This is a genomic window from Flavobacterium sp. B183 (assembly GCF_023539155.1).
Classification (GTDB): domain Bacteria; phylum Bacteroidota; class Bacteroidia; order Flavobacteriales; family Flavobacteriaceae; genus Flavobacterium; species Flavobacterium tructae.
In genome coordinates, this window is record NZ_CP097434.1 from 2,253,520 (window position 1) to 2,279,779 (window position 26,260).

At 35.0% G+C, this 26,260-nt stretch carries 22 protein-coding genes; 16 read left to right on the forward strand and 6 right to left on the reverse strand.

Annotation, left to right across the window (positions count from 1 at the left end):
- Positions 1 to 26 precede the first annotated feature (26 nt).
- On the forward strand, positions 27 to 629 hold the full coding sequence (locus M4I44_RS09920; protein ID WP_249967190.1) for a hypothetical protein: 603 nt from the start codon (positions 27 to 29) through the stop codon (positions 627 to 629).
- 72 nt (positions 630 to 701) lie between these two features.
- On the opposite strand, the gene M4I44_RS09925 is transcribed toward M4I44_RS09920, so the two are convergent.
- The 3 genes from M4I44_RS09925 to lysS form a co-directional block, all read right to left on the reverse strand.
- The gene (locus M4I44_RS09925; protein WP_249967191.1) at positions 702 to 1,007 is read right to left on the reverse strand and encodes a type II toxin-antitoxin system RelE/ParE family toxin; all 306 of its coding nucleotides are present in this window, start codon (positions 1,005 to 1,007) and stop codon (positions 702 to 704) included.
- On the reverse strand, positions 992 to 1,225 hold the full coding sequence (locus tag M4I44_RS09930) for a hypothetical protein (protein ID WP_249967192.1): 234 nt from the start codon (positions 1,223 to 1,225) through the stop codon (positions 992 to 994). Before M4I44_RS09930 ends, M4I44_RS09925 begins: the two co-directional genes overlap by 16 nt.
- 136 nt (positions 1,226 to 1,361) lie before the next feature.
- A complete protein-coding gene (gene lysS, locus M4I44_RS09935) occupies positions 1,362 to 3,062 on the reverse strand; it encodes a lysine--tRNA ligase (RefSeq protein WP_249967193.1) in 1,701 nt (566 codons plus the stop codon).
- A gap of 223 nt (positions 3,063 to 3,285) precedes the next feature.
- Here lysS and M4I44_RS09940 point away from each other — a divergent pair, with 223 nt between their 5' ends.
- From M4I44_RS09940 to M4I44_RS09965, 6 genes are all read left to right on the forward strand, one after another.
- Positions 3,286 to 4,041, forward strand: coding sequence for a hypothetical protein (locus M4I44_RS09940; RefSeq protein ID WP_249967194.1), 756 nt, complete (start codon positions 3,286 to 3,288; stop codon positions 4,039 to 4,041).
- A gap of 5 nt (positions 4,042 to 4,046) precedes the next feature.
- Positions 4,047 to 4,745: a lipoyl(octanoyl) transferase LipB gene (gene lipB, locus M4I44_RS09945; RefSeq protein WP_017496704.1), complete on the forward strand. Its 699-nt coding sequence runs from the start codon at positions 4,047 to 4,049 to the stop codon at positions 4,743 to 4,745.
- Positions 4,746 to 4,773: 28 nt separating this feature from the next.
- A complete protein-coding gene (locus M4I44_RS09950; RefSeq protein ID WP_249967195.1) occupies positions 4,774 to 5,595 on the forward strand; it encodes an AraC family transcriptional regulator in 822 nt (273 codons plus the stop codon).
- Between the two features lie 82 nt (positions 5,596 to 5,677).
- Positions 5,678 to 6,268: an NAD(P)H-dependent oxidoreductase gene (locus M4I44_RS09955; RefSeq protein ID WP_017496706.1), complete on the forward strand. Its 591-nt coding sequence runs from the start codon at positions 5,678 to 5,680 to the stop codon at positions 6,266 to 6,268.
- Between the two features lie 94 nt (positions 6,269 to 6,362).
- The gene (locus M4I44_RS09960; RefSeq protein WP_070905507.1) at positions 6,363 to 6,944 is read left to right on the forward strand and encodes a Crp/Fnr family transcriptional regulator; all 582 of its coding nucleotides are present in this window, start codon (positions 6,363 to 6,365) and stop codon (positions 6,942 to 6,944) included.
- A 67-nt stretch (positions 6,945 to 7,011) separates the two neighbouring features.
- Positions 7,012 to 9,387, forward strand: a complete 2,376-nt coding sequence (locus M4I44_RS09965; RefSeq protein WP_249967196.1) for a TonB-dependent receptor — start codon at positions 7,012 to 7,014, stop codon at positions 9,385 to 9,387.
- Between the two features lie 106 nt (positions 9,388 to 9,493).
- Here the strand turns inward: M4I44_RS09965 and M4I44_RS09970 are convergent, their stop codons facing one another.
- The gene (locus M4I44_RS09970; protein WP_249967197.1) at positions 9,494 to 10,465 is read right to left on the reverse strand and encodes an OmpA family protein; all 972 of its coding nucleotides are present in this window, start codon (positions 10,463 to 10,465) and stop codon (positions 9,494 to 9,496) included.
- A 235-nt stretch (positions 10,466 to 10,700) separates the two neighbouring features.
- The gene (locus tag M4I44_RS09975; protein WP_089077082.1) at positions 10,701 to 11,357 is read right to left on the reverse strand and encodes a ribonuclease HII; all 657 of its coding nucleotides are present in this window, start codon (positions 11,355 to 11,357) and stop codon (positions 10,701 to 10,703) included.
- Positions 11,358 to 11,742: 385 nt separating this feature from the next.
- Between M4I44_RS09975 and M4I44_RS09980 the strand changes: the two genes are divergently transcribed.
- The 7 genes from M4I44_RS09980 to M4I44_RS10010 all read left to right on the forward strand — a co-directional run bounded on the left by M4I44_RS09980 (position 11,743) and on the right by M4I44_RS10010 (position 22,304).
- Positions 11,743 to 14,844 carry a TonB-dependent receptor gene (locus M4I44_RS09980; RefSeq protein ID WP_017496710.1) on the forward strand — a complete coding sequence of 1,034 codons (3,102 nt, stop codon included), beginning with the start codon at positions 11,743 to 11,745 and terminating at the stop codon, positions 14,842 to 14,844.
- Positions 14,845 to 14,854: 10 nt separating this feature from the next.
- Entirely contained in the window at positions 14,855 to 16,441 is a 1,587-nt protein-coding gene (locus M4I44_RS09985; protein ID WP_017496711.1) for a RagB/SusD family nutrient uptake outer membrane protein, read from the forward strand.
- Between the two features lie 356 nt (positions 16,442 to 16,797).
- Positions 16,798 to 18,594: a putative porin gene (locus tag M4I44_RS09990; protein ID WP_249967198.1), complete on the forward strand. Its 1,797-nt coding sequence runs from the start codon at positions 16,798 to 16,800 to the stop codon at positions 18,592 to 18,594.
- 49 nt (positions 18,595 to 18,643) lie between these two features.
- Positions 18,644 to 20,005, forward strand: a complete 1,362-nt coding sequence (locus M4I44_RS09995) for a pyridoxal-phosphate dependent enzyme (RefSeq protein WP_017496713.1) — start codon at positions 18,644 to 18,646, stop codon at positions 20,003 to 20,005.
- Between the two features lie 84 nt (positions 20,006 to 20,089).
- On the forward strand, positions 20,090 to 20,572 hold the full coding sequence (locus M4I44_RS10000) for a 3'-5' exonuclease (protein ID WP_017496714.1): 483 nt from the start codon (positions 20,090 to 20,092) through the stop codon (positions 20,570 to 20,572).
- 80 nt (positions 20,573 to 20,652) lie between these two features.
- The gene (locus tag M4I44_RS10005) at positions 20,653 to 21,921 is read left to right on the forward strand and encodes a DUF2851 family protein (RefSeq protein WP_249967199.1); all 1,269 of its coding nucleotides are present in this window, start codon (positions 20,653 to 20,655) and stop codon (positions 21,919 to 21,921) included.
- Positions 21,922 to 22,076: 155 nt separating this feature from the next.
- The gene (locus M4I44_RS10010) at positions 22,077 to 22,304 is read left to right on the forward strand and encodes a PspC family transcriptional regulator (RefSeq protein WP_026985787.1); all 228 of its coding nucleotides are present in this window, start codon (positions 22,077 to 22,079) and stop codon (positions 22,302 to 22,304) included.
- 39 nt (positions 22,305 to 22,343) lie between these two features.
- On the opposite strand, the gene M4I44_RS10015 is transcribed toward M4I44_RS10010, so the two are convergent.
- Complete coding sequence (locus M4I44_RS10015; RefSeq protein WP_017496717.1) at positions 22,344 to 23,813, reverse strand: APC family permease; 1,470 nt, start codon at positions 23,811 to 23,813, stop codon at positions 22,344 to 22,346.
- Positions 23,814 to 24,086: 273 nt separating this feature from the next.
- On the opposite strand from M4I44_RS10015, the gene M4I44_RS10020 reads away from it, so the two are divergent.
- Complete coding sequence (locus M4I44_RS10020) at positions 24,087 to 24,974, forward strand: helix-hairpin-helix domain-containing protein (RefSeq protein ID WP_249967200.1); 888 nt, start codon at positions 24,087 to 24,089, stop codon at positions 24,972 to 24,974.
- A gap of 17 nt (positions 24,975 to 24,991) precedes the next feature.
- Positions 24,992 to 26,134: an acyl-CoA dehydrogenase family protein gene (locus M4I44_RS10025; RefSeq protein ID WP_202703519.1), complete on the forward strand. Its 1,143-nt coding sequence runs from the start codon at positions 24,992 to 24,994 to the stop codon at positions 26,132 to 26,134.
- Positions 26,135 to 26,260: the final 126 nt, after the last annotated feature.

Consider the following 26,260-nt stretch of genomic DNA (forward strand, 5'->3'; position numbering starts at 1 on the left):
TCGTAAAAATTAAAAAAAGAGAAAACATGAAAAGAAAAATTTTAATGGCATTTGTAATTTTAGGAATGATTTCGTGCCAGAATAAAGAAAAAACAGAAAAAGAGAATGTTGTGGAGGCTATTGCAACCGACACCATAACAAAAACAGCAACCGGAACAGCAGCTGTGAGTGAGGCTCCTGTAAAAGACGATAAAACGGTAGAGTTAATCAGAAAGCAGCTTCTGGTATTGCTGAAGAAAGATTTGCCAGCACTGACAAAAGAGGATAGGTTTTTTTATTATGATGCATTTGATTTGAATAATGATCAGAAAGAGGAGTATTTTGTAGGCTTCTCTAATTCCTATTTTTGTGGAAGTGGTGGCTGCTCCGGATACATTTTAAATAATGACGGAAGTCTGATTAATTCTTTTACAGTAACTGATTTTCCAATTTATGTAACCACTTCAGTATCTGAAAAATTTTATAATCTAATAGCTGTAAGTGGAGGGAAATTTCATCTTCTAAAACTGAAAAACGGAAAATATCCGTCAAATCCATCTGTTCAGGAAGTTGTCAAAGAGGAGGCTACAAGAGAAAGTGCAAAGGTTTTGGATATCGATGGGAAGAAGTTGGAGAAGTACTCGTTTTAATCAAATTGTATTAAATAATAAACCCGACAGGTTTTTAAAACCTGTCGGGTTTGTTTTTTTCGAAAACGTATTTTATTTTTTTAAAATTTTAGTCAACGTTTTGGGATTTTGGCGATTGTCCCAAAAGGCCATCACAATTAATTCTTTAGGAGTTAATTTATAGAAAATATTATAATGTCCTAATGTTGAAGTACGTATGTCAGGAAAAGTTGTTTTAACGTAGATTTCAGGATTGAGAATTAAAAATTGGATTCTTTGTGCAATTTCGGCAATTAACTTTTTAGAGTAAACAGATGATTTATTTCTTTTAGTCCAGTAAATCAATATTTTTCTTCTCTGTAAAACAGCAGTTTTAGTCCAGATTACTTTGACAGCCATTCTAAATCTTCTTTGTCTAAATCCTCCTGAGAAATAACTCTTCCATATTTTATGTCTTCCTCACTTTCATTCAGAACGTCTATCTCATATTGCTCTAATTGATAAGTTTTAGAAATATCGGTATTTTTTAAAAGGCTTCTGATTTTTTCAAGTAAAGTGATATCCTCAATGTTTTTGAGTCTGTCAAATATTTCTAATTTTAGTTCCAGTGTTCCCATCGTCATTAGTTTTGAATATCAAAGTTATACAAAATATACTAAAAAAAACCCGACAGGTTTTTAAAACCTGTCGGGTTTGAATATTAAGAGGTCAATTTTAGAATTTTGAATTCCCAGAATTGACTTTTTTATAAAATTATCCTACCAATTCCACAAATTTAAACTCGCCTTCAACCGCTACTTTAGTTAAACCGTGTTTAGATAAGTTTTTCATGGAAGCATCCCATTTTTTACCGCTTAAATTAGCAGTAATTTTTAGTTGCTGAAGATCCATTTTATTTTCATTTCCTTTCAATAAATCAAGGATAAATTTCTCTTCGTCTGATAATTCTACAGTCTGTTTTTTCTCCGGACGCATTTGCGGGAATAATAAAACTTCCTGGATTGATGCATTATTGGTTAAATACATAATCAAACGGTCCATTCCAATACCCATTCCTGATGTTGGAGGCATACCATATTCTAAAGCTCTTAAGAAATCCTCGTCGATGATACCGTTTGCTTCATCATCACCTTTTGCAGCCAGACGCATTTGGTCTTCAAAACGCTCGCGCTGATCAATTGGGTCGTTTAATTCAGAATAAGCATTCGCAATTTCTTTACCACAAACCATTAGTTCAAAACGTTCGGTTAAGTCTGGATTGTCGCGGTGTTCTTTACATAACGGAGACATTTCTTTTGGGTAATCCGTGATGAAAGTAGGCTGAATGTAATTTCCTTCGCATTTCGCGCCAAAAATTTCATCGATCAATTTTCCTTTCCCCATTGTTTTGTCAACTTCGATTCCCATTCCTTTTGCAGCTTCAAAGAGTTCTTCTTCTGTTTTTCCTGAGATATCAAAACCGGTAAAATGTTTGATCGAATCCGTCATCGTAACACGGGCGTAAGGCGCTTTAAAGTTGATTTTGTGCTCACCAAAAGTAACTTCGCTTGTTCCGTTTACGGCAATCGCACAATGCTCAAGCAGGCCTTCTGCAAATTCCATCATCCAGTTGTAGTCTTTGTAGGCTACATATATTTCCATTGCGGTAAACTCAGGATTATGTGTTCTGTCCATTCCTTCATTACGGAAGTTTCGGGAAAATTCATAAACACCTTCAAATCCACCAACAATTAATCTTTTTAAATACAATTCGTTTGCAATACGCATGTAAAGCGGAATATCAAGCGAATTATGGTGCGTGATAAAAGGTCTTGCCGAAGCACCACCAGGAATCGATTGTAAAACCGGTGTGTCAACCTCAAGATATCCGGCATCATTAAAATAACCACGCATAGCGGTAAACAACTTGGTACGTTTGATAAACGTTTCTTTAACATGCTGATTCACCGTTAGATCTACATAACGCATTCTGTAACGCAATTCAGCATCATTAAAAGCATCGTGTACATTTCCGTCCTCGTCCACTTTTGGTAAAGGAAGCGGACGTAATGTTTTACTCAAAAAAGTAAACCCGCTCACACGAATACATTTTGCTCCAACCTGAGTCGTGAACAATTCACCTTCGATACCAATAAAGTCTCCTAAATCGGTTAATTTTTTAAAAACCTGATTGTATAACGTTTTATCGTCACCTTCGCACAAAACATCGCGATTCACGTACAATTGAATACGCCCTTCACTATCCTGCAATTCAGCAAAACAAGCTTTTCCCTGATCTCTCACACTCATCAAACGTCCCGCAACGATCACCTTCTTACCTTCTTCAAATGACTCCTTTATCTGCTTTGAAGTATGATTTACAGGAAAAAGATTAGCCGGATAAGGATTGATTCCTAAGTTGCGTAAGTTTTGAAGTTTTTCTCTTCGGATGATTTCTTGTTCTGATAATGCCATTTTGTGCTCTTTTTTAAGTGTGCAAAGATAAAGAAAAGAATGTAGATTTCAGAATGCTGATTTTAGATTTTTTGAAGCAGTAATTTTCAGGTTTTCAAGGTAGTTTTGTCCCGCTATCCACTTGTATCTTTTCTAAGGTTCTAAGATTCTAACAATCTAACAATCCAAGAATCCGATTAAACAATTCACGAAACTTCGTATCTTTGAGAAAAAATTAACCACAATGAAATTATATAAGTTACTCAGTTTTTCTTTTTTATTCGCTACTCTGGCAAGCTGTACTTTTACCGAAAATATTTATGTAAGTGATAACGGAACCGGAAAATTTTCTTTAGATATGGACGGCTCTGCTTTAATGGCAATGGCAGGAAATCAGATTGGGGATCAATTGGGAGCGAATAACAAAAAAAATATGGATTCTACTTTTACCTTCAAACAGCTGTTGGCGGATAAAGGGGAAAGTATTTCAAAATTATCTCCGGAAGTTCAAAGTGAAATAAAAAAATTGGAAGACCTTGTGGTTAATATTAAAGTGAATGAGGAGAAGAAAGAATTTCTGATGACATTTTCGGAAGACTTTAAAAAAGTAAATGACTTACATGACATATTACAATCCGTGAATACACTTCAAAAATTGGTTGGAGGAGCAGATGCTTCAACACCCTTTGTAGGAGGTTTGGGAGACAACAACAGTAAAGTAAGTTTTAATTACGACGGAAAGAAGTTTACCCGTAAAGCGACAGTCGACAAACAAAAACAAGCCGAGAAAGTGAAAGATACGACAGCCGAAATGTCAAAAATGGTTTTTGCATCTTCTACTTATGTTTTAAAATACCATTTCCCAAAACGCATTAAAAAAGTATCAAATCCGACTGCTTTGTTTAGTGAAGACCGAAAAACAATTACAATTCAATACCCTTTCACGGATTATATGGAGAATCCTGACAAACTTAACTTTGATGTTGAGTTTGAAAAATAATTAAGATGAATAAAAAAATCCAACTTCAGGATTTAGGAAGCAGAGACTATAAATCGACCTGGGAATATCAGGAAGAACTGTTCAAAGATATAGTCGACCTAAAAATCAGAAACAGAAGAGAAGAGCTCGATCTGGAAACTCCCAATTATTTGTTGTTTGTAGAGCATCCGCACGTCTACACATTAGGCAAAAGCGGGGATTTTGAAAATTTACTCTTGAACGAAAAACAGCTTGAGGCCAAAGGAGCTACCTTCTATAAAATCAATCGTGGTGGTGATATTACCTATCACGGACCAGGACAAATTGTAGGGTATCCCATTTTGGATTTGGAGAATTTCTTTACCGATATTCATAAGTACTTACGTTTTCTGGAAGAATCTATTATCCTCACTTTAGAAGAATATGGTCTAAAGTCCGGACGAAGTGACGGCGAAACAGGAGTCTGGCTAGACGTTGGAACTCCGTTTGCCAGAAAAATTTGTGCGCTTGGTGTTCGTGCGTCACGCTGGGTAACCATGCATGGATTTGCTTTAAATGTAAATGTCGATTTGGGTTACTTTGATAACATTATCCCATGCGGAATCCGTGGTAAAGGAGTTACTTCCTTACAGGTAGAGCTTGGTGTCGAAAAAGTTGATGAAGAAGAAGTAAAAGCGAAAATCATCAAACATTTAACCCATTTGTTTGAAGCGGAGTTTGTTTAAAAAAAGAGCTTTTGAAATATAAAATAGTATGATACATGCTGAAGAAAATAACAATTATAGAATTGCTGTTCCTTCAGCATTTGATACTGTTTTTTCACATTTTTATTTTGCAGAGAATAAAGGCAATATTCCTGTAACGAAAACATTATTGCCTACTTTTCAGACCATTCTGGTTTTTATTTTTGGAGAAGGTGCTTCTTTAAAATCACAGCAAAATACAACTCTTGAAGTGCAGAAATGTGTTGTTTTAGGACCAATAAAACAAGCTTTTGAATACACTTTAAATCCTGATTCGGAGATTTTAGTTGCCAATTTTAAAGAAGATGCATTTTATAGATTTTTTGGGAATGCACTTCTTACTCATTCTTTACCCGTTGATCCCGACACTTTGATTGCCGAAAATTGTTTTGCCCTTTTATGGGAAGAACTTAACGAACGCTCTGATCCAAACGAACGTGTTGACCATATTTTAGAATTTTGCAAACCTTATTTGCGAGAACAACATGCCATGACTTCTCTTTTAACCGATTTTAGAGAAAAAAACATAGACCCTATAAAAGCAGTCGCATCAGAAACAAATCAATCAGAGCGAAATGTTCAGTTGAATCAAAAGAAGTTTTTTGGCTATACAATTAAAGAAATTAGTCGGTACGAGCGTTTTTTAAAAGCCGTTGAAGTAATTCAGAAAGATATTTTACGGGATTCTAAAACAGACTGGCTTGCTGTTGTAGAGCAATGCGGTTATTATGATCAGAGTCAGTTGATACATGATTTCAAACATTACATGAATATCTCTCCAACCAAGTTTCTGAAATTTCAAAGCGATATCTGTAGTTCAAAGAGGGTTTAGAAGCCTGCTTTTCGTTTTCTTACAATTGTCATGAAGCCTTTGGATTTACATTTGTCATGTTCAATCTTAATAAACAGACAACATGAAAAATTTAATCGTTTACGCACATCCAAACACAGGAAGTTTAAATCACTTTTTCAAACAAATTATCACGGAAAATCTTGAAAAATCCGGGCAGGAAGTTATCGTGAGAGATTTAAACGCAATCAACTTTAATCCCGTCTTATCTCTGGCAGATATGAAGGGTCAGAGAGTAGGGGAAATTGCCGGGGAGGTTAAGATCGAACAGGATTTTATCGCATGGGCTGATCGCATTGTTTTTATATACCCAATTTGGTGGACAGGAATGCCCGCGATTATGAAAGGTTATATTGATCGCGTTTTTAGTTATGGATTTGCTTATCGATACGATCAGGGAATTCAGAAAGGTTTATTGACAGGGAAAAAGGCAATCATAATCAATTCGCACGGGAAATCAAATGCAGAATACGAATCAATAGGAATGGATAAAGCTTTAGCACTAACGTCAGATATCGGAATTTTTAATTATTGCGGACTGGAGGTTCAGAAGCATTTTTATTTTGATAAAGCAGACAGAGTTTCTGACGAGAATGTTTCTGGATGGAGCAATCAGATTAAAGAAGTGTTTCAGGAAAAGATTTTATGCGTCTAATTTGTTATATTTCTGTTTTATAGCTGTTTAAGGCAATTTTTTGGAATTGTTGAAGTTATTTATAAAACCACTTTTTTCTAAAAACTAACCAATCATGCAAAATGTAATAACAGACCTGTCGCGATTTATGCAATTTAATGAAGCGGAAAGTATGGCTTTTAAAAACATACTAAGGCTAAAGAAAATCAAAAAAAATGAGCATCTTTTAGTCGAAGGAGAGGTGTGTAATTTCGGAGTTTTTATTGCGGAAGGTTGTATTCGTTACTATTACTCGCTTGATGGAGTAGAGTCTACCGGAAACTTCTTCTTTGAAAATGACTGGTATTCTGATTTTGAGAGTTTTCTTTACGGAAAGCCTTCATTGCTCAATATAGAAGCTCTGGAAGATTGTGTGTTGTATCTGGCGTACAAACATGATTTTGAAAAACTGGTTGCTGAATATCCTGTATTCAATTCCTTTTTGCGAATTATGATGGAAAGAACCATAAAAGGTCTAACCGGCAGAAATATGGCAATGTCTTTATTGTCACATGAAGAACGCTATTTACGATTTTTAAAGTACTGTCCCAAAGTGGTGGAGAGGGTTTCGTTAAAATACATTGCTAGTTATCTGGGAATTCAACCCGAAAGTTTAAGCCGAATCCGAACCAGAATTACATTGAACAGTAAATCTTAACTCAAGTCAATTTTTAAGAAAATTCCGCTCTTTATTTTTGCTTCTATAATTGTAAAGCAAAATAAAAATGAAAAGAATATTCTTGATTATTATAAGTCTTTTTGGGTGGATTACCTATGCTCAAACGGGGACCGTAAAAGGAAAAATAATTGACAAACAATCTGAAAAACCACTTATCGGAGTTGCTATAGTATTAATTGGCGATGAGAAAAAAAATGCCATTTCAGATGCTGAGGGTAGTTTTAAATTAACCAATATTCCGGTTGGCCGACAGAGTTTGAGTTTTAGCTTTGAGGGTTATGAAAATACTTCTGTTTCTGACCTGGATGTTACGACAGGAAAAGACAATCTGCTGACGGTTTCGATGATGGAGAAGTTTAATACACTGGATGAAATTGTAGTGACTTCGGGTTTAAGTAAAGCCAAACCCATTAATAAAATGGCGTTGGTATCGACTAAACAATTTACGACAGAAGAAGTCAATCGATATGCAGGAGGAAGGAGCGACGTGGCACGTTTGGTTTCTAATTTTGCGGGAGTTTCTACCGGAGATGACAGTCGAAACGATATTGTGGTACGTGGAAATTCACCATCGGGAATGTTGTGGAGAATAGAAGGAATGCCGGTTCCGAGTCCCAATCATTTTTCGACATTGGGAACGACTGGAGGCCCAATTTCGGCTCTGAATCCTAATCTTCTGGCTAATTCTGACTTTTTAACATCTGCTTTTCCAGCGGAATATGGAAATGCAATTGGAGGTGTTTTTGATCTGAGTTTCCGAAAAGGAAATCCCGATGATTATGAGTATATGATTAGTGCCGGAGCTTATCCGGGTGTCGAATTTATGGCCGAAGGTCCGCTTGGCAAAAAAGGAGGTTCCTTTGTAGCATCGGCAAGATACGGTTTTGTCGGGGTTTTAGGTTTAGCGGGTACAGATGCACAGCCTAATTACAGAGACATTAGTTTTAATGTAGATTTAGGAAAAAGTAAAATGGGTAATTTCTCGCTTTTTGGAATCTACGGAACATCGGATATCGATTTTTTAGGAGATAAAATAGATAAGGAAGATCCTTTTGCCGCACAGGATGAGGATGCCTATGTTAAATCGGGATTTGCTTCTTTTGGATTAAAACATAATTTGGAAATTGGAACAAAATCATATTTGAAAACAATTGTCGGTTTTTCAAATTCGAGCAACTCCTATGAGAATTTCCGCTATTATAATTTCAATACGCCCGCAGTAAATCGTTTGCCTTTTACGGATATTAGTAACAATGAAAATAGAGTTACTTTCTCGACTTTGTTCAATTCTAAAATTAATAAGAAGACAACTTTCAGGGCAGGTTTACTTTTTGAGAATTATACGCTTGATGCTAAAATGGCTACTCGTGACAGACAACAGGACAATAACGGAGATGGTTATCCGGACTTTGTACAGCTCATAAATAATAATGGGAATTACAATATTATTCAGCCCTTTGCTCAGGGACAATTTCGTCTGACCGAAAAACTAACATTTAATGCAGGGATACACGGACAGTATTTTTCGATAAACAAACAGTTTGCTTTCGAACCCAGAGCCGCTTTGGCTTATGCGGTAAATCAAAGGAATACCATTAGTTTTGGTTATGGATTGCATCATCAAAGCGTTGCGGCTCCAATATTATTTCTGAATGAATGGGTAAATGGAAATCAGGTTCAGACTAATAAGAATCTCGATTTAGTTCAAAGTCAGCATTATGTTTTGGGTTATGATGTACGATTGGCCAGAAAGTGGAGAGGGAAAGTAGAAATTTACTATCAGGATATTAGTAAGGCAGGAGTTCAGTCCTTCCCAAGCAGTTATTCTACCTTAACAGAAGGTGCTGATTTTGGTTATTCAATTGATAAAACGTCTTTAGTAAGTAGGGGAAGCGGATACAATCAGGGGATTGAATTTACAGTTGAGAAATTCTTTAGTGAAGGATATTATGCTTTATTTACTACTTCGCTTTTTGAAAGTAAGTATAAAGGGAGCGACGGTATAGAACGTAATTCACCTTTTAATAATGGATATGTCATCAATCTGTTAGGAGGTAAAGAATTTAGAATAGGAAAAGCAAAGAAAAATGTCTTTTCTATTGATACCAAATTTACAACCGCCGGAGGGCGTTATTACACGCCGGTTGATCTGGCTGCGTCCAACAATGCGGGTTATGAGATTAGGGATGATGCCAATGCCTTTAGCAAACAGTATGATCCTTATTTAAGGTTGGATGTGAAGTTTGGAATTAAATTTAACAGTAAAACAAAAAAGAGGTTTCATCAGTTTTATATCGATTTCCAGAATGTAACTAACCACACCAATATCTTTACGAAGGAGTATAATCGTTTAACGAATAGTGTAAATCAGAAGGATCAGATTGGATTCTCTCCTGATTTTGGATATAAATTTCAGTTTTAAAATTATTAAGAGTTTAGTTTACAGAACAAATGCAGACAAAAGATCACCTATTGTCTGCATTTTTTCGTAGTTTAATATTCATCTCGGGTCTAATCGGGGATCAGTATTATAATTTTACAATTTCTACCCTGCGATTTTTTGCTTTATTTTCTTCGCTTGTATTCTCAACAATTGGTTTGTCAGAACCCCAGCCTTTTGTTTGTAGTCTTGAGGAATCTATTCCTTTAGAAGTTAGTGCCGCTTTTACAGCATTTGCTCTCTGTTCTGAAAGTTTTTTATTGTGGGCTGCGTCGCCACTATTGTCTGTATGACCTTCAATAGCGATTTTAAGATTGGGATTAGCCGTTAGCAATTTCTGAATCTCATCAATTATAGGTGCAGATTCTGTTTTTATAGTAGCCTTATCGGTATCGAAATTAATATACAACGCGATGTGTCCTTTAGTATCAAGTTCTTTTTTTATGGCATCCGCTTTGATAAGAGAGGCGGTCATCTTAAAAGGTTTTGTTTCCAAAACCATCCATCCTGCCGAAACTGCATCGTCATACGGAGTAAGCTGAATCCAGATATTTCTGTCTGCACGTCGAATTAAATAGGTTGTTGTGATGGCATTTGCCATGAATCCGTAACCATTCATATATTTTACCCGATTGTTGTCTGGAATTGTATGTGACGAATCTGCAGGAACTTTCATTTCAGAGATTTTTACTCCGTCCACACTTTTAATCAATTCATCTAAATTTCGTGCTACTTCGAGATCGCTATAAGATTTCCCTTCTTTTGCTTTAATTCTGGAATAGAAAATTTTTCCTTCCGGTTTTTCGAAATGATCTTTTACCCAAAAATAAGCAACGTCGTAATCAGCAATAGTGTTCTTTGAAGTGTCTTCGTAATTGTCAGGCAGATTAAAATAAGGGAATGCACCTAGGCTTTTGTCTGAAATCGGAATCGAATTGATATCAAATTTTTTAGCCGACGACGGTCCGGAAGTGGTTTCGGTAGCTGGGGGCGTTACAAGAGAATCTGTGGTATCCGTCACATCATTCTGCTTTTTGTTGGAATTACAGGCTACAATCATGCATGTAATTAGAAGCAATGTTAAAGCTTTGATTTTTATTTGGTTAGTTTTTAGAGAATCAAAGATAACAAAGCAAAGAGATTTTAACAAAGAAAAAGACTCCGTTTAATCGATTTTTTTTGAATGTAATGTTTTGAAAAAGTGATGGTTAATGTTGTTTCGGTTCTGTGTTTTGTGACAGATTGTTTGCCTTACATTTTATATGAAAGCAATTGGTCAGTCGCTATTTTATTTTTTAGAAAAGCTCTAATTGAGTAGGAAGTAGCTTAAAAGACATTCGATGGTATTTTGTTGTGCCGTATTTTTTAATGGCTTCGCGGTGTTCCGTTGTTGGATAACCTTTGTTTTTTTTCCAATTATACATTGGGAACTCTTCATGAATTTTATCCATGTATTCATCGCGATACGTTTTAGCAAGAACCGAAGCTGCTGCAATACTTAAAAATTTAGCATCTCCTTTTATGATACTTTGATTAGGGATTGATTTTAGTAATTCGATTTCAGCTGTAGAAAATTGTTTGCCCACAGTATTCCTTAGTCCCAGTTTTGCATTCAAGGATCGGTTTCCGTCAACAATAATAAATTCAGGTAGGGTGGTTAACTTTAAAACGCATTCCTGCATACCCTTCATCGAAGCATTCAGGATGTTTATTTCGTCAATTTCATCAGGCAGTAAATGTGTAACGGCAAAACTGATGGCCTGCTCTTCTATAATAGGTTTTAATAAGAATCGTGCTTTTTCAGACAATTGTTTACTGTCGTTTAAAATTTGGTTTTCAAAATTGGCAGGGAGAATTACGGCTGCTGCAGTTACCGGACCAGCCAGACATCCTCGGCCTGCTTCATCAGTTCCGGTTTCTAAAAGGTATCCTGAGAAGTTTTTTTGAAGCATTTTCTGAGTTTTTATATTCAAGGTCACAAATATTGTGATTTTTTTTAAGAGTGCTGAAAAACTTTTTTAAATAATAGCTTGGATTTGCGAAAAAGAAAATAAAAGATTCAATTTTTAAAGGGTTCATAAAAGGGTCCGTTGTTTTTTAAGAGGCTTGCTTTTTCGCGGGTTCAAGTGTTAAAACTCTGTTAAGTGTTAAATTTACATAAATTGATGTTTTTAGCATAAATTAAGGAATATTGCTACTAAAAAGTATATAATCTAAATAAATTGTGATAGATCTTAGTAGATGTTTAGGAATTTAGGCTAAAAATAAGTTAAAAAATTTTGGTGTTTTAAGAAATAATTAAGATGTTTGCGCCATACTAATTCAAAATAAATTAAAATGAAATTAAAATTTAAATGGATTTTTACGCTTGTTGTGGCGTTGTCTATGCAGTTTTCTTTTGCTCAGGAGAGAACTGTTACTGGAAAAGTCTCTGATAAAACAGGGGTGATTCCGGGAGTAAATGTTCTTGTGAAAGGATCTAAAGTAAGTACTCAAACTGATTTTGACGGAAGTTATTCCATAAAGGCAAAGACAGGTGATGTTTTAGTTTATTCATATGTTGGTATGAATAACAAACAAGTAACTGTTGGTTCTTCAAATTCAGTAAATGTAGTGCTGGAGTCAGAAGCTCAATTAATGAATGAAGTTGTAGTCGTAGGTTACGGTGTACAAAAGAGAAAGGAAGTAACTGGTTCGATCTCTAAAATTGCCGGAAGTGAGATTTCTAATCTTGTAACTCCGAGTTTCGAGGGAGTATTAGCAGGTAGAGCAACTGGAGTTCAGGTTGTAACTAATTCTGGTATTATTGGGGTAGCTCCAAAAATCAGAATTAGAGGTATTGCTTCTATTTCAAGTGGAACTGATCCATTAATTGTTGTAGATGGTATGCCTATTCTTTCTGGAGATATTGGGGGTTCAGCTAATACAAATGGATTAGCGGATATTAACCCGGATGATATTGAATCTTTCGATATCTTAAAAGATGGTGCTGCAACTGCAATTTATGGTTCCAGAGCTGCAAATGGAGTTATTTTGATTACTACAAAAAGTGGTAAAAAAGGAAGTTTAAAAGTAACGTACTCAACTACTTTTGGTGTAGCTAGTGCTGCTAAAAAATACGATGTACTACAAACTCCTGATTTCTTAGTTATTGCTAACGAAAAAAGAACGAATAGAGGACAAGCTCCTTGGGCTGTTGGAAGTACTTATAATACAGACTGGCAAAGTGCAGTTTTAAGAAACGCACCTCAAATGACTCACAATCTTTCTTTTAGTGGAGGTTCTGATAAAACTAAATACTACTTATCTCTTGGATATACAGATCAGGAAGGTATCAACTTAGCGAATGGTATGAAGAGATATTCTGTTAGAGCAAATATCGATCAGGATGTTAATAGATGGTTAAGTGTAGGTACAAATTTAAGTGTAACCAGAACAGAGTACAATGGTTTGAATACTAGTGCAAGTGGACTTTCTGGAAACATTTTCAACACAATCAGACAGTTACCTAACGTTCCAATTTATGATGCAGCTAATCCAACTGGATATAACATAACTTTACCATTATCTACTAACACAGTTGGAAAATGGGATAATACGGATCCGGTAGGAGATAACATTACTAATATCGTGTATGCTTTAGATCACAATAAATATTACTCTAAAGTAAACAGAACATTATTGAATGTTTTTGCAAATGCTAAAATTACTTCAGACTTAAGTTATAAACTTCAGGTAAGTGCCGATAATTCAATCACTGGTGGATTCCAATACTGGAACCCGGTTCATGGTGATGGTCGTTCAAGAAATGGTTATTTAATCAATGATAATACAGAGTATTTAAGATGGAACTGGCAAAATATCTTAAACTATAAAAAGACTTTTGCAGAAAATCATAATATTGGTATTACTGCTGTAGCGGAGTATCAAAAACAAAGATATCAATACTTCTTTGGACAGGGAAGTGATATCATCAGTGATTTTTATGACAAAAACCTTGTTACTAACTCATATATAACTAAAGATTCTGGAGGATCTATTACTGAGAATGGTATTATGTCTTACTTAGGACGTTTCACTTATAACTATAAAGAAAAATACTTCCTTCAGGGATCGATCAGAAGAGACGGTATTTCTAAATTAGGTAAAGATAAAAGATGGACTAATTTCCCTGGAGTTTCTGCAGGTTGGACAGTTTCTAAAGAAGATTTCATGCAGCCTATAAGCAATACACTTTCTGATTTTAAACTTAGAGCTTCTTATTCTAAAGTTGGAAATACTGAAATTGGAAATTACCCGTACATGGATTTAACAGCTCCGTCACCTTACGGTCCTACAAATGGTATTGGTTACTTTCAGTTTGGAAACCCAACACTTCAGTGGGAATCTAGTGAGAAAATCGATTTTGGTGCTGATTTAGGTTTGTTTAATAACAGATTGACAATTGGATTTGATTACTACAGAAATAATATTGACAAGTTAATTTTAGCCGTACCGGTTTCTCCTTCTTTGGGTATTCCTTTTAATACAACAAATAAGAATATTGGTAAATTGTACAATGAAGGATATGAGTTTGCTGTAAGCTTTAAAGCGATCAATAATGAGAATTTTAAATGGGATGTATCTTCTAATTTAACATTGTCTAAAAACGTGGTAACTAATTTAGTAGACGGTCAGGATATTATTGGAGGTACTTCTGGAGACACTAATATTGCTCCTAACTTAATTCTTAGAGAAGGAGAGTCTATGAACTCATTGTACGGATTTAGATATTGGGGAGTTAACAAAGCAAATGGTAACCCAGTGTACTACAAAGCTGATGGAAGTTTAGTACAAGGAAATTTACCAGGTTCTACTTACTCAGTTTTTGACCCAAGTAATCCTGCAGCAGCTGGTGCAGCGGCAACATTAGTAACGGCTGATAAAACTATTTTAGGAAACACGCTTCCTAAATATTACGGATCAGTTAGTTCAAGCATGAAATATAAAAATATTGATTTTGGTTTCATGTTCAGATTTAGTGGAGGAAATAAAATCTTTAACTCTACCAGAAGAGAATTAATGAATACAAACTTTAATAATAACGGAACAGAAATTTTAGGAAGATGGCAAAGTGTTGATAATCCTGGAGACGGATGGACGCCAAGATTATATGCTAGTTCTAATACTTCATCAAATCTTTCAGGAAGTGCTACTACTCGTTTCGTTGAAAAAGGTGATTTTATTTCCCTTGATAACATTAGTTTTGGATATACATTGCCAAAATTATTGTTAGACAAAATCAAAGTGGACAACTTTAGAATCTTTGTTCAGGCACAAAACATTTGGTTGATCTCTGATTATAAGGGTATTAACCCGGAGATGGAAACGTCAGGAGTTGATGTTAATGGTACTCCTCGTTCTAAAGTGATATCAGTGGGTCTTAATGTAAGTTTATAAAATAAAAAATATGAAAAATATAATAAAATCAATTTTACTAACTGTAGCGGTCTTAGGACTGAACTCATGCTCAGAAGATAAGATATTAGATCTTGTTCCTGTAAATAACGTTCCTACAGATGTTGCTTTTTCAACGCCTACTTATATTGAAACATATATGAATGGTGTTTACAATGCAGCTGCAATCGGTACTTATAACAGTGGAACTTCAAACGGTGGTAGAGGTTATGTTTGGGGTGCTGCTTTTGTGGAGCAAGGAGAATGTATGGGAGAAGATGTTGTAAACAATGCAACTTTTTATCAACTTACATATACTCAGACTTATGATCCTACATCAGCTAACAATGTGTATTACTGGGTTGATGGTTACAGACTAATCAATAGATGTAATTTAATGATTGAAGGTACAACTGAAGCTGTTGCGAAAGGTATCATTACGAAAGCAGTTGGTGATGATTATATCGGACAAGCTAAGTTTTTAAGAGCAATCACACATTTCGAGTTGTTGAACTACTTTGCTAGACCTTATTACTTTACTGCTGGTGGTACTCATCCAGGTATTCCTTACAGAGAAGTTGGTGTTAATACTCAGGCAGAAATTGATTCAGAAAATGCAAAGCCTAGAAATACAGTTGCTCAATGTTACGACAAAGTAATTGCAGATTTAAATGATGCTGAAAGCTTAATTGTATCAAATGGATTTAATAATGGTCTTAGAGTTGTAGCGAAAGCAACTAAATCTGCTGCTATTGCTTTCAAAACGAGAGTATATCTTCAAAAAAGAGACTGGGCGAATGTAATTACTGAAGGTGTTAAGCTTAATGGTTTGTATACTTTGACTGCTAAACCTAATGATGTATTTGTTCCAGCGAGTAACCTTTCTAATACAGAATCTATTTTCTCTATTCAGCATTCAGCTACTGCTAACCCAGGAGTTAATGCAGGATTAGCGAGTATTCTTAATGCTAGAGCTTTAGTAAATATTAGCCCGATTATTTGGAGAAATACTAAATGGTTAGCTGATGATAAAAGAAGAGAAGAGGGAGTTATGATTAAAACCGTAGCCGGAAGAAAATATACCAATAAATATTCAGATGTTACAAACTTAACTGATGCCGCTCCGGTTATCAGATATGCTGAGGTAGTATTGAATATGGCTGAGGCTCAGGCTCGTTTGTCAAACACTACAGTAGCTCTTAATTTATTGAATTCTGTAAGAAACAGAGCGTTGGCTAATCCGGTAGCAACTCCGGCCAATCCAGTTGGACAGGCTTATACTGCTGCTTCTTTTGCTACACCTGCTGATTTGGTTGCTGGTATTCTTGTTGAAAGAAGAATCGAATTTTTAGTAGAAGGACGCAGATGGTCTGATATTCACAGATTACAAGGAGATCCAATAGCAAGTGTTGCAATTAATGGTATCCCTGCGAAATTGGCTAATGCTGCACCTGCTGCTGCTTTATATACTTTAGGAACACCTTATACAGGTCCTTATGGAGTTCCGGCTCTTCCTTATGCAGATTATAAATTTATCTGGCCAATACCACAAATTGAAATGAATACAAACCCAGGTTTAGGACAAAATCCAGACTGGTAGGATTACGATAAATATTTTGATTTTTTTTGAAAGCCCCCAATCATTTTTTTGATTGGGGGTTTTTGTTTTAATAATTTGGTTTGAAAAAGAATCCAGATAACAATGATTTGTTTTTTTATACGTTTTTATCTTTTACCTTTGCTTGATAAATTTTATCCAAATAATTACCTATAAAACAATCAAATGAGAATATTCATTTTTCTATATCTTTTAGTTGTACCAACTTTATTATTTTCTCAGGAAAAAACGACTTCTAAAAATAGTTTAGACATGAATACTAAATATTCGAGTATAACGGATACGGTAAAAAGAAAAAAGCTAAGATCGCTACCATAGATCAATATCAAATTATCACATTGGAACACGATACGACATATGTAGATACTTCGTTAACCTTAAAAAGTGCTTATAAACAAAATCATCTTAGAAAAGACGATTTCGGACTTTTGGCTTTCTCGAACATCGGACAAACATTTAATACATTACAATACAGTCTGACCAGTTTTTCTCCTTATCCTGAAATTGGTTTTAGTGGTAAACATTTTAACTATATGCAGGCCGATCAGATTAATTATTATTCGGCAGCTACTCCTTTAACAGAATTGTTCTTTAATACTACCATTAATAAAGGGCAAAATGTTGACTCCTTTATTACCTTAAACACCTCAAAAAACCTTAATTTTTCTATAGCTTATAAAGGGCTGCGTTCAGAAGGAGATTATATCAATCAGCTGGTAAGTGCCGGAAATTTTAGGTTTACAACGAGTTATGCTACAACGGATAAAAGATATGCTATAAACGCACATTATACGTATCAGGATATTTCTAATCAAGAGAATGGCGGGATTACGACACCCACAGATTTTGAAAGTGACAATAAGGATTATAAAAACCGTCAGAGATTACAAGTGTATCTTACAGATGCAAAATCCTTTTTAAAAGGAAGACGCCTGTTTTTTGATCATGCGTTCAGAGTAAATCCAAAAAACGGAAACAATAATTTATATGTAACACATCAGTTTAACTACGAAAATAAACTTTTTGAATACACTCAGGCAACACTAGCTTCAAATATTGGTAATGGGACGGCATTTCAACGCTTTGGAGATTCGTATGTTACAAGTGGTATTAACGATAAAACGAAATACGAAAGACTCTACAATAAGGCAGGACTTACTTACGAAAACTCCCTTTTAGGAAAATTTAATTTTTTTGTAGACGATTACCGATCCAATTACGAGTACGGAAGAATTATTATTAGGAAAGACAAAACAGTTGTACCAGATAATTTATTTGTACAAATTAATAATTTCGGAGGTCAGTACGAATACCAAAAAAATAAATGGAACGGTCGTTTTCTGTATTCCAGATCGATTACAAATCAGTCGCTTTCTAACTTAGATGCGAAACTAAGATACGATATGAATGATAAAATTCAGTTTGATTTCAGATATCGTAACATCAATAAATTGCCAAACAACAACTTTAATTTATACCAAAGCAGTTACACAGAGTACAACTGGTCGAATAATTTTAAAAATGAAAAAATTAACTCGCTTAGTGCTAATGTGTCAACACCTTGGTTAAATGCAGAAGTTCAATATACCGTTTTAAACGATCATCTTTATTTTAGAGATAAATCTACTGATGCTCAGGCTGCTGCACATATTCAGATTATTGAGCCGGCCCAATATGGCAATGCGATTAATTATCTGGAAATTAAAGCAAGCCGTGAGTTTAAATTTGGCCGATTTGCCTTAGACAACACACTTTTATACCAAAAGGTAGGTCAGTCGGATTTGATTCTTAATGTACCTGATTTTGTGACCAGAAATACCTTCTATTATTCAGGTTACTTTTTTAAGAAAGCATTGTACATGCAATCCGGAGTTGTATTCAATTATTTTACAAAATATTACGGAAATGACTATAATCCGGTTGTAGGAGAGTTTTTTGTTCAGAATGATAAAAAGATTGGCGGTTATCCGTTATTCGATCTTTTTCTGAACGCCAGAATTCGTCAGACCCGCTTTTATTTTAAAGCAGAACACATAAACGCATTATTCTCAAAAAGCGATTATTATTCAGCACCTAATAATCCCTATCGTGATTTTGTAATCCGATTTGGTTTGGTTTGGAATTTCTTCCAATAAGATTAGGCGCCTCATACATTAAAAACCAAATATTAAAATTCAAATAGAAATGGACTTTTCAAAAAACATTTTAGAAACAATAGGTAATACACCATTGGTAAAACTCAACAAAATTGTTGCTGAAATAGATGCACTGGTATTGGCAAAAGTCGAAACATTTAATCCCGGAAATTCTGTTAAAGACAGAATGGCTGTGAAAATGATTGAAGATGCAGAGGCAGATGGCCGATTAAAACCGGGAGGAACTATTATTGAAGGGACTTCAGGAAATACAGGAATGGGATTAGCACTTGTAGCGATCATTAAAGGCTACAAATTGATCTGTGTTATGTCTGACAAACAGTCGAAAGAAAAAATGGATATCTTACGTGCAGTAGGAGCTAAGGTTGTAGTTTGTCCTACTGATGTTGAGCCTACCGATCCACGTTCTTACTACTCGGTTTCAAAACGTCTGGCCAGTGAAACGCCAAATTCATGGTACGTAAATCAATACGATAACATGTCTAATGCATTGGCGCATTATGAGCAAACCGGACCGGAAATCTGGAAACAAACTGATGGGAAGATTACTCATTTTGTAGTGGGAGTAGGAACAGGAGGAACTATTTCGGGAGTTGGGAAATATTTAAAAGAACAAAATCCAAATATTAAGATCTGGGGAATTGATACCTATGGCTCTGTTTTTAAAAAATACCATGAAACCGGAATTTTCGACGAGAATGAAATCTATTCTTATATCACAGAAGGAATCGGGGAAGATATTTTACCTAAAAATGTCGACTTCTCTTTAATTGACGGATTCACCAAAGTAACCGACAAAGATGCGGCAGTTTACACCAGAAAAATTGCTTTGGAAGAAGCTATTTTTGTTGGGAATTCAGCAGGAGCCTGTATAAAAGGGTTGCTACAGTTAAAAGAGCATTTCAAACCGGACGATGTTGTAGTAGTGTTATTTCATGACTCAGGAAGCCGTTATGTAGGTAAAATGTTTAATGACGACTGGATGCGCGAACGTGGTTTTCTGGAAGAAAATGTAACAAAAGCAGAAGACGTTATTAAAGATCATATCGATAAACAATTAATCGTCGTTCGTACCGAAGAATTAGTTTCTCATGCCATCGAACGTATGCGTAAATATAAAATTTCGCAAATTCCGGTTGTCGATATCAATGGATTTGTTGGTTCTGTTGACGAAACGGATTTATTCAGAAGTTACGTTGCCGATAAAAACGTTGCCGAGAAACCGATTAAAGAAGTAATGGGGAAACCTTTTCCAATCGTAAAATTAGGAACACCAATTGAAGAAGTTTCTAAGCTGTTTACAAAAGAAAATGATGCCGTTTTAGTAGATCTTGGAAACGGAAGCCATCATATTATTACAAAATATGATATCATTGGGTCAATAAAATAAGACAATTTTTAATAAATTTATAAATCCATAAATCTAATTTGAAACGATTAGATTTATGGATTTTTTGAATAAATAGATTTGAATATGAACTTTACCGCCATAGATTTTGAAACCGCAACCAGTTATCATCCGTGTTCTGTTGGGATAGTAACTGTAGAAAACGGAATAATTGTAGACGAATTTGTTACTTTGATAAAACCACCAAACAATCAATACAATCCATTTACAATTCAGGTTCATGGGATATATCCACGAGATACTGTTAATGCAAAATCTTTTAAACAAATCTATCCGGAAATAGAAAAGAGATTAAAAAATAGGGTTATTGTGGCACATAATGAAAGTTTTGATCGCAATGTACTAATGAAATCAATGGCGCTTTACGACCTAAATTATGACGATTTAAATATTGCTGCTAAATGGGAGTGCACGGTCAAAATTTATAAGGCAAAAGGCCTCAAACCTACTAAACTTAGCGACTGTTGCCGCGAGATGAAAATTCAGTTGAATCATCATGAGGCATTATCGGATGCACGTGCTTGCGCCAGATTGTATCTGCTAAAATAAAAAAAACACATAATTTGTAAGATTATTACTTCTTTTTTAATTAATTTAGGGCTTTGCAAATCATTACTATAAGCCTAAATATGAAAGAAGATTTTCTTTATTATCTCTGGAGATTCAAAAAGTTTGAAACTCTGGATCTTAGAACTACTCAGAATGAACCGCTTATCATTATTAAAACGGGTGATTATCTGGAGCTTTCCGGGCCGGATTTCTTCAATGCTCAAATTAAAATAGGAAATCAAAAATGGGCAGGTAATATCGAAATACATATCAAGTCTTCAGATTGGTATGTACACGCTCACGAAAAAGATAGCGCCTATGACAATGTAATTCTACATGTGGTCTGGGAGCACGATACAGAGATTTTTAGAAAGGATAATACAGAGATTCCTGTTCTGGTTTTAAAAGAGTATACTTCTAAAGAAATACTCACTAATTATAACGCTCTTATAGCACCAAAATCATGGATATTCTGCGAAAAAAGTATCACTGAAATTGAGGAGTTTGTTTTTAAAAACTGGCAGGAAAGACTATTCTTCGAGCGTTTAGAGCGTAAAGCAATATTTATTTATGATTTACTGGCGGAATATCAGCAGGACTGGGAAGAAGTCTTATTCTCATTGTTCGCAAGGAATTTTGGATTGAATACCAATGGGAATTCTTTTCTGCAAATGGCAAAATCCCTTCCGTTTTCAATGGTTAGAAAGGAAAGCTTTGAAGTCGAAAATCTCGAGGCGTTGTTTTTCGGCACCATTGGGTTGTTAGACGCTGATAAAGAAGATGTGTATTTTACCGACTTAAAAATTAGGTATTATTATCTGTTGAACAAATACCAGCTAAAAAAGCACCATATAGATCCAATTCAGTTTTATAAGCATCGTCCGGATAATTTTCCAACCATTCGGCTTTCACAACTTGCTAATTTATATCAAAAACAAAACCTGTTTTCAAAAATAATTGCTGCAAAATCAGTTGACGAAGTACGTAAACTGTTAATAGTATCGGCAAATCCATATTGGCAGAACCACTATCAGTTTGATAAAGAAAGTTCCAGGAAACCAAAGGTTTTATCACGCGCATTTATAGATTTACTCATTATAAATACGATTATTCCGCTGCAGTTTGCCTATGCGGCTACAAGAGATGAATCAATTGCTGAAGAGTTAATTTCTTTTATGAATCAGGTAGCACCAGAGAGCAATGCGATTATTAGTAAATTTGAGTTCTTTGGAGTAAAGGCTGAAAATGCTTTTGAAACTCAAGCGCTTTTAGAACTTAAAAAAGAATATTGCAATCAGAAAGCCTGTTTAAGATGTGCATTGGGCATTGAGCTGCTTAAGAATAATTAGAAAATTAGATAATGAGGTAATGTGATAATTTTTTATTTTAGGGAAATGTTCATTTCAAAAATCTACAATCTGTAATTAGAAAACGAGACAATGTGATAATTTTGTATTTTTGTAGAAATAGACAAATCAAAAATCTACAATCTAAAATCAATAAAATGTCGGCTATTTTAAAACTTAAATTCTTTTTTGAAAAATATGGTTTTCACGTATCTTCAAGATTAGCTGATAAACTTGGAATGCGCGTGACAAGTGTGAGATTGTTTTTTATTTACATTTCATTTGTTACCGCCGGGCTTGGATTCGGAATTTACCTTACTCTGGCTTTTTGGATTCGTTTAAAAGATCTGATTCGCGCCAAACGAACTTCGGTATTTGATTTATAAAAAAAAGCTCCAAATTTTATTTGGAGCTTTTTTAGTTTTTTATTCTTCGATTTCGTTATTGTTAAGTCTTGATCTCTTCTTACTGTATCCGAAATAAACCAAAATACCAACTGCCAGCCAACCAAGTGAAAGTAATTGAGCATCATGGCTTAAATTAATCATTAAATACGTGTTGATTGCAATACCTAGAACGGCAATAACTGGTAGCGCAGGAACCTTGAAAGTTCTCGTTAATCCAGGTTGTTTTACCCTTAAAATCCAAACTGCAATACAAACCATTGTAAAGGCAAACAAAGTTCCAAAACTGGTCATATCGGCTAATTTGTTGATTGGTGTAAAAGCAGCAACCGTAGCAATAATACCTCCTAAGATGATTAGATTCGTTTTTGGAGTTCCTGAAAGTGGATTTACTTTAGAGAACACAGCAGGAATTAATCCATCTTTCGACATACCAAGGAAAATTCTGGATTGCCCCATGATCATTACCATTAATACAGAAACAAGACCTATTGTTGCAGCAATTGTAATAATAAAACCAGCCCATCCTTGTCCGGCAATATCAAAAGCATACGCAACAGGAGCTTTAATAGCATCAGGATATTTTCCTAGTGGATTAAAATCTTTATAGTTCATCATACCAGTTAGTACTAAAGAAACAAGTATGTATAAGGTAGTACAAATTAATAACGAAGCAATAATAGCAAACGGAACATCTTTTTTAGGGTTTACCGCTTCTCCAGCCTGAGTCGAAACAGCATCGAAACCTACATAAGCAAAGAAAATAGCAGCAGCACCGGAAACAATTCCTCCAATACCGTAAGCATTGTGAGTAGTCTCTTTTTCTATAATTTGAGTAGCTGCCGGAATAAACGGACTCCAGTTTGCAGTATTGATAAAGAAAAGACCAGCGATAATTACAAATATTACAGCTGAAACTTTAAGGATAACAATGAAATTGTTTGCTTTTGCAGCACTTTTAGTTCCTTTAATAAGTAAAGAAATAACCAAAACAACAATTAAAAAAGCCGGAAGATTCATAGAAAAACCCTCTCCCGAGTAACTGGCAGGGTCTGTTGTGAGCCATTCGGGCAAATGGATGTGAAACATTTTAAGCAATTTGTTAAAATATCCGGACCAGGAAACGGCGACGGTCATCGATCCCATTGCATATTCGAGGATAAGTCCCCAACCGATAATCCAGGCAAAAATTTCTCCAATTGTTCCATATGCGTAGGCATAAGCAGAACCTTCAACAGGCAAAATAGAGGCAAACTCAGAATAACAAAGAGCTGCGAAAACACAGGCAATCCCTGCAATGATGAAGGAAACAGCTAAGGCCGGACCAGCGTGGTAATAGGCTCCGGTACCTGTAAGTACAAAAATTCCTCCTCCAATAATGGCACCAACACCAATGGCTGTAAGGCTCCATTTTCCTAAAACTCTTTTTAAATCACTTTTTTTCATATCGGCCTCAAAGGCTGATATAGGTTTAACTCTCCAAATTGACATATATTATATTGGTTTATTTGTTACTAAGCTCCAAATGTATCGTTTTTTGTAAAAAATAAAAACAATTATCTCATTTTTAGTTGTAAAATATTAAATATTTTGACAAAACCTCCGTTTATCAATCTTTCCGGGCTGAGATTCATTAAATTAATTAGTCATAAATAATGAAAAATGTAATTTTTTAAAACGCAGTATTTTTGCTAATTTTCTTAATAAAGCTTTAAGATTTTCTTATTTTAGCAATTTACATAATGAAAGAAAATTTTTAATAAAATGAAATTAAAGCGTTTTGAAGTTCTTTTGAAGTTTACACGAGAACAACGTAAAGGAGTTTTTTTGCTCTTTATTATTATAGTTGTACTGCAGGCGGTTTACTTTCTTGTTGATTTCGATATTTCGGAGAAGATTGCTCCTCAAGAAAAGCAGTGGTTGACTTTGCAATCCGAAATAGATTCTTTAAAACTTTTAAAATTTGGAGAGAAAAGAAAGGTCTATGCTTTTAATCCAAATTTCATTACCGATTACAAAGCGTACAAATTAGGAATGTCTGTCCAGGAGATCGATCGTCTGTTGGCGTTCCGTAAAGAGAACAAATATGTTAATTCAGCAAAAGAATTTCAGGAAGTCACAAAAATCTCAGATTCTTTACTCAGAGTGATTTCTCCGCTTTTTAAATTTCCGGACTGGGTTAAGAATAAATCAAGTCATAAGATGGAAAGAAAGGAGTTCGTAAAAGAACCTGTTTATAAAAAAGAGAAAATTATAGTGCTGGATATTAATAGTGCTACACAGGAAGATTTAGTTAAGATATATGGTATAGGGGAAGCTTTATCGTTAAGGGTATTGAAGCAAAGAGAAGTTTTGGGAGGTTTTGTTTCGATGGAACAAATGAATGAGGTTTGGGGGCTTTCACCAGAGGTTGTAAAAGAATTGACGGCGCATTTTAAAGTGGTAATTCCTTCCTCTTTAAAAAGAATCTCCATAAACGAAGCCTCTTTAAAAGAGTTGACAAAGTTTCCTTACTTCCGATATGCATTGGCCAAAGAAATTGTAACGTATCGAAGTATGAATGGAAATATTAATAATATTGAGGATTTGTCAAAAATTAAAGGTTTTCCTATTGAAAAAGCAAAAATAATTAGTTTATATTTGGAGTTCTAAAAAAAAACAGAATTACAATGGATTTTCAATATAATGAAACGCAGTTGATGATTGCGCAATCAATAAAAGATTTTGCTGAGAAAAATATCCGACCAAATATCATGGAATGGGATGAATCTCAAATTTTTCCAGTTTCCCTGTTCAAGCAATTGGGGGAAATGGGGTTTATGGGAGTTTTGGTTCCTGAAGAGTATGGTGGTTCCGGTTTAGGGTATCACGAATATATCACCGTTGTAGAAGAGATTGCAAAAGTAGATCCTTCAATTGGTTTATCTGTTGCGGCTCATAATTCATTATGCACCAATCATATTTTGACTTTCGGTAACGAAGAACAAAAGAAAAAATGGCTGCCAAAACTGGCAACGGCCGAACATATTGGAGCCTGGGGATTAACCGAGCACAATACCGGTTCAGATGCGGGAGGAATGAATACGACCGCAGTTAAAGAGGGAGATGAATGGATTATAAACGGAGCGAAGAACTTCATTACACATGCTATCTCCGGAGATATTGCAGTAGTAATTGTTCGTACCGGTGAAAAAGGAGATTCAAAAGGAATGACGGCTTTTGTTTTGGAGAAAGGAATGAAAGGATTTAGCTCAGGAAAGAAAGAAAATAAATTGGGAATGCGTGCCAGTGAAACTGCTGAGTTGGTTTTTGACAGCTGTCGCGTTCCGGATGCAAACAGATTGGGAGAAGTAGGGCAAGGATTTGTTCAGGCGATGAAAATATTAGACGGGGGACGAATTTCAATCGGAGCTTTATCTTTGGGAATTTCAAAAGGAGCTTATGAAGCAGCTTTAAAATATTCAAAAGAGAGATACCAATTTGGTCAGCCTATCAGTAATTTTCAGGGTATATCTTTCAAATTAGCAGATATGGCTACCGAAATAGAAGCTTCGGAGTTGTTATTGCATAAGGCGGCCTATTTAAAACAACAACATAAGCCGGTGACAACATTAGGAGCTATGGCTAAAATGTATGCTTCCGAAGCTTGCGTGAAAATTGCCAACGAAGCGGTTCAGATTCATGGAGGTTACGGTTATACAAAAGACTTTCCGGTAGAGAAATTCTACAGAGATTCTAAATTGTGTACCATTGGAGAAGGAACAACCGAAATTCAAAAAGTAGTTATTTCCAGGAATTTGTTGAAAGAGTAAGGAATATAGAGTAAAGAGAGTAGAACAAAGAATAAAGAACAAAGAATAAAGAGCAAAGAATATAGAGTAAAGAATGCAGGGTACATAGTATTGAAATCTATATTCTTTGTTCTATATTCTATTTTC

Bases quoted from the DNA above. Each gene is read 5' to 3' on its own strand.
- M4I44_RS09985 (WP_017496711.1), top strand. From the start codon at position 14,855: ATGAAAAATATAATAAAATCAATTTTACTAACTGTAGCGGTCTTAGGA.
- lysS (WP_249967193.1), bottom strand. From the start codon at position 3,062: ATGGCATTATCAGAACAAGAAATCATCCGAAGAGAAAAACTTCAAAAC.
- M4I44_RS10020 (WP_249967200.1), top strand. From the start codon at position 24,087: ATGAAATTAAAGCGTTTTGAAGTTCTTTTGAAGTTTACACGAGAACAA.
- M4I44_RS10010 (WP_026985787.1), top strand. From the start codon at position 22,077: ATGTCGGCTATTTTAAAACTTAAATTCTTTTTTGAAAAATATGGTTTT.
- M4I44_RS10000 (WP_017496714.1), top strand. From the start codon at position 20,090: ATGAACTTTACCGCCATAGATTTTGAAACCGCAACCAGTTATCATCCG.
- M4I44_RS09995 (WP_017496713.1), top strand. From the start codon at position 18,644: ATGGACTTTTCAAAAAACATTTTAGAAACAATAGGTAATACACCATTG.
- M4I44_RS09920 (WP_249967190.1), top strand. From the start codon at position 27: ATGAAAAGAAAAATTTTAATGGCATTTGTAATTTTAGGAATGATTTCG.
- M4I44_RS10015 (WP_017496717.1), bottom strand. From the start codon at position 23,813: ATGTCAATTTGGAGAGTTAAACCTATATCAGCCTTTGAGGCCGATATG.
- M4I44_RS09930 (WP_249967192.1), bottom strand. From the start codon at position 1,225: ATGGGAACACTGGAACTAAAATTAGAAATATTTGACAGACTCAAAAAC.
- M4I44_RS09960 (WP_070905507.1), top strand. From the start codon at position 6,363: ATGCAAAATGTAATAACAGACCTGTCGCGATTTATGCAATTTAATGAA.
- M4I44_RS10005 (WP_249967199.1), top strand. From the start codon at position 20,653: ATGAAAGAAGATTTTCTTTATTATCTCTGGAGATTCAAAAAGTTTGAA.
- M4I44_RS09970 (WP_249967197.1), bottom strand. From the start codon at position 10,465: ATGATTGTAGCCTGTAATTCCAACAAAAAGCAGAATGATGTGACGGAT.
- lipB (WP_017496704.1), top strand. From the start codon at position 4,047: ATGAATAAAAAAATCCAACTTCAGGATTTAGGAAGCAGAGACTATAAA.
- M4I44_RS09965 (WP_249967196.1), top strand. From the start codon at position 7,012: ATGAAAAGAATATTCTTGATTATTATAAGTCTTTTTGGGTGGATTACC.
- M4I44_RS09980 (WP_017496710.1), top strand. From the start codon at position 11,743: ATGAAATTAAAATTTAAATGGATTTTTACGCTTGTTGTGGCGTTGTCT.
- M4I44_RS09940 (WP_249967194.1), top strand. From the start codon at position 3,286: ATGAAATTATATAAGTTACTCAGTTTTTCTTTTTTATTCGCTACTCTG.
- M4I44_RS10025 (WP_202703519.1), top strand. From the start codon at position 24,992: ATGGATTTTCAATATAATGAAACGCAGTTGATGATTGCGCAATCAATA.
- M4I44_RS09950 (WP_249967195.1), top strand. From the start codon at position 4,774: ATGATACATGCTGAAGAAAATAACAATTATAGAATTGCTGTTCCTTCA.
- M4I44_RS09955 (WP_017496706.1), top strand. From the start codon at position 5,678: ATGAAAAATTTAATCGTTTACGCACATCCAAACACAGGAAGTTTAAAT.
- M4I44_RS09975 (WP_089077082.1), bottom strand. From the start codon at position 11,357: ATGCTTCAAAAAAACTTCTCAGGATACCTTTTAGAAACCGGAACTGAT.
- M4I44_RS09925 (WP_249967191.1), bottom strand. From the start codon at position 1,007: ATGGCTGTCAAAGTAATCTGGACTAAAACTGCTGTTTTACAGAGAAGA.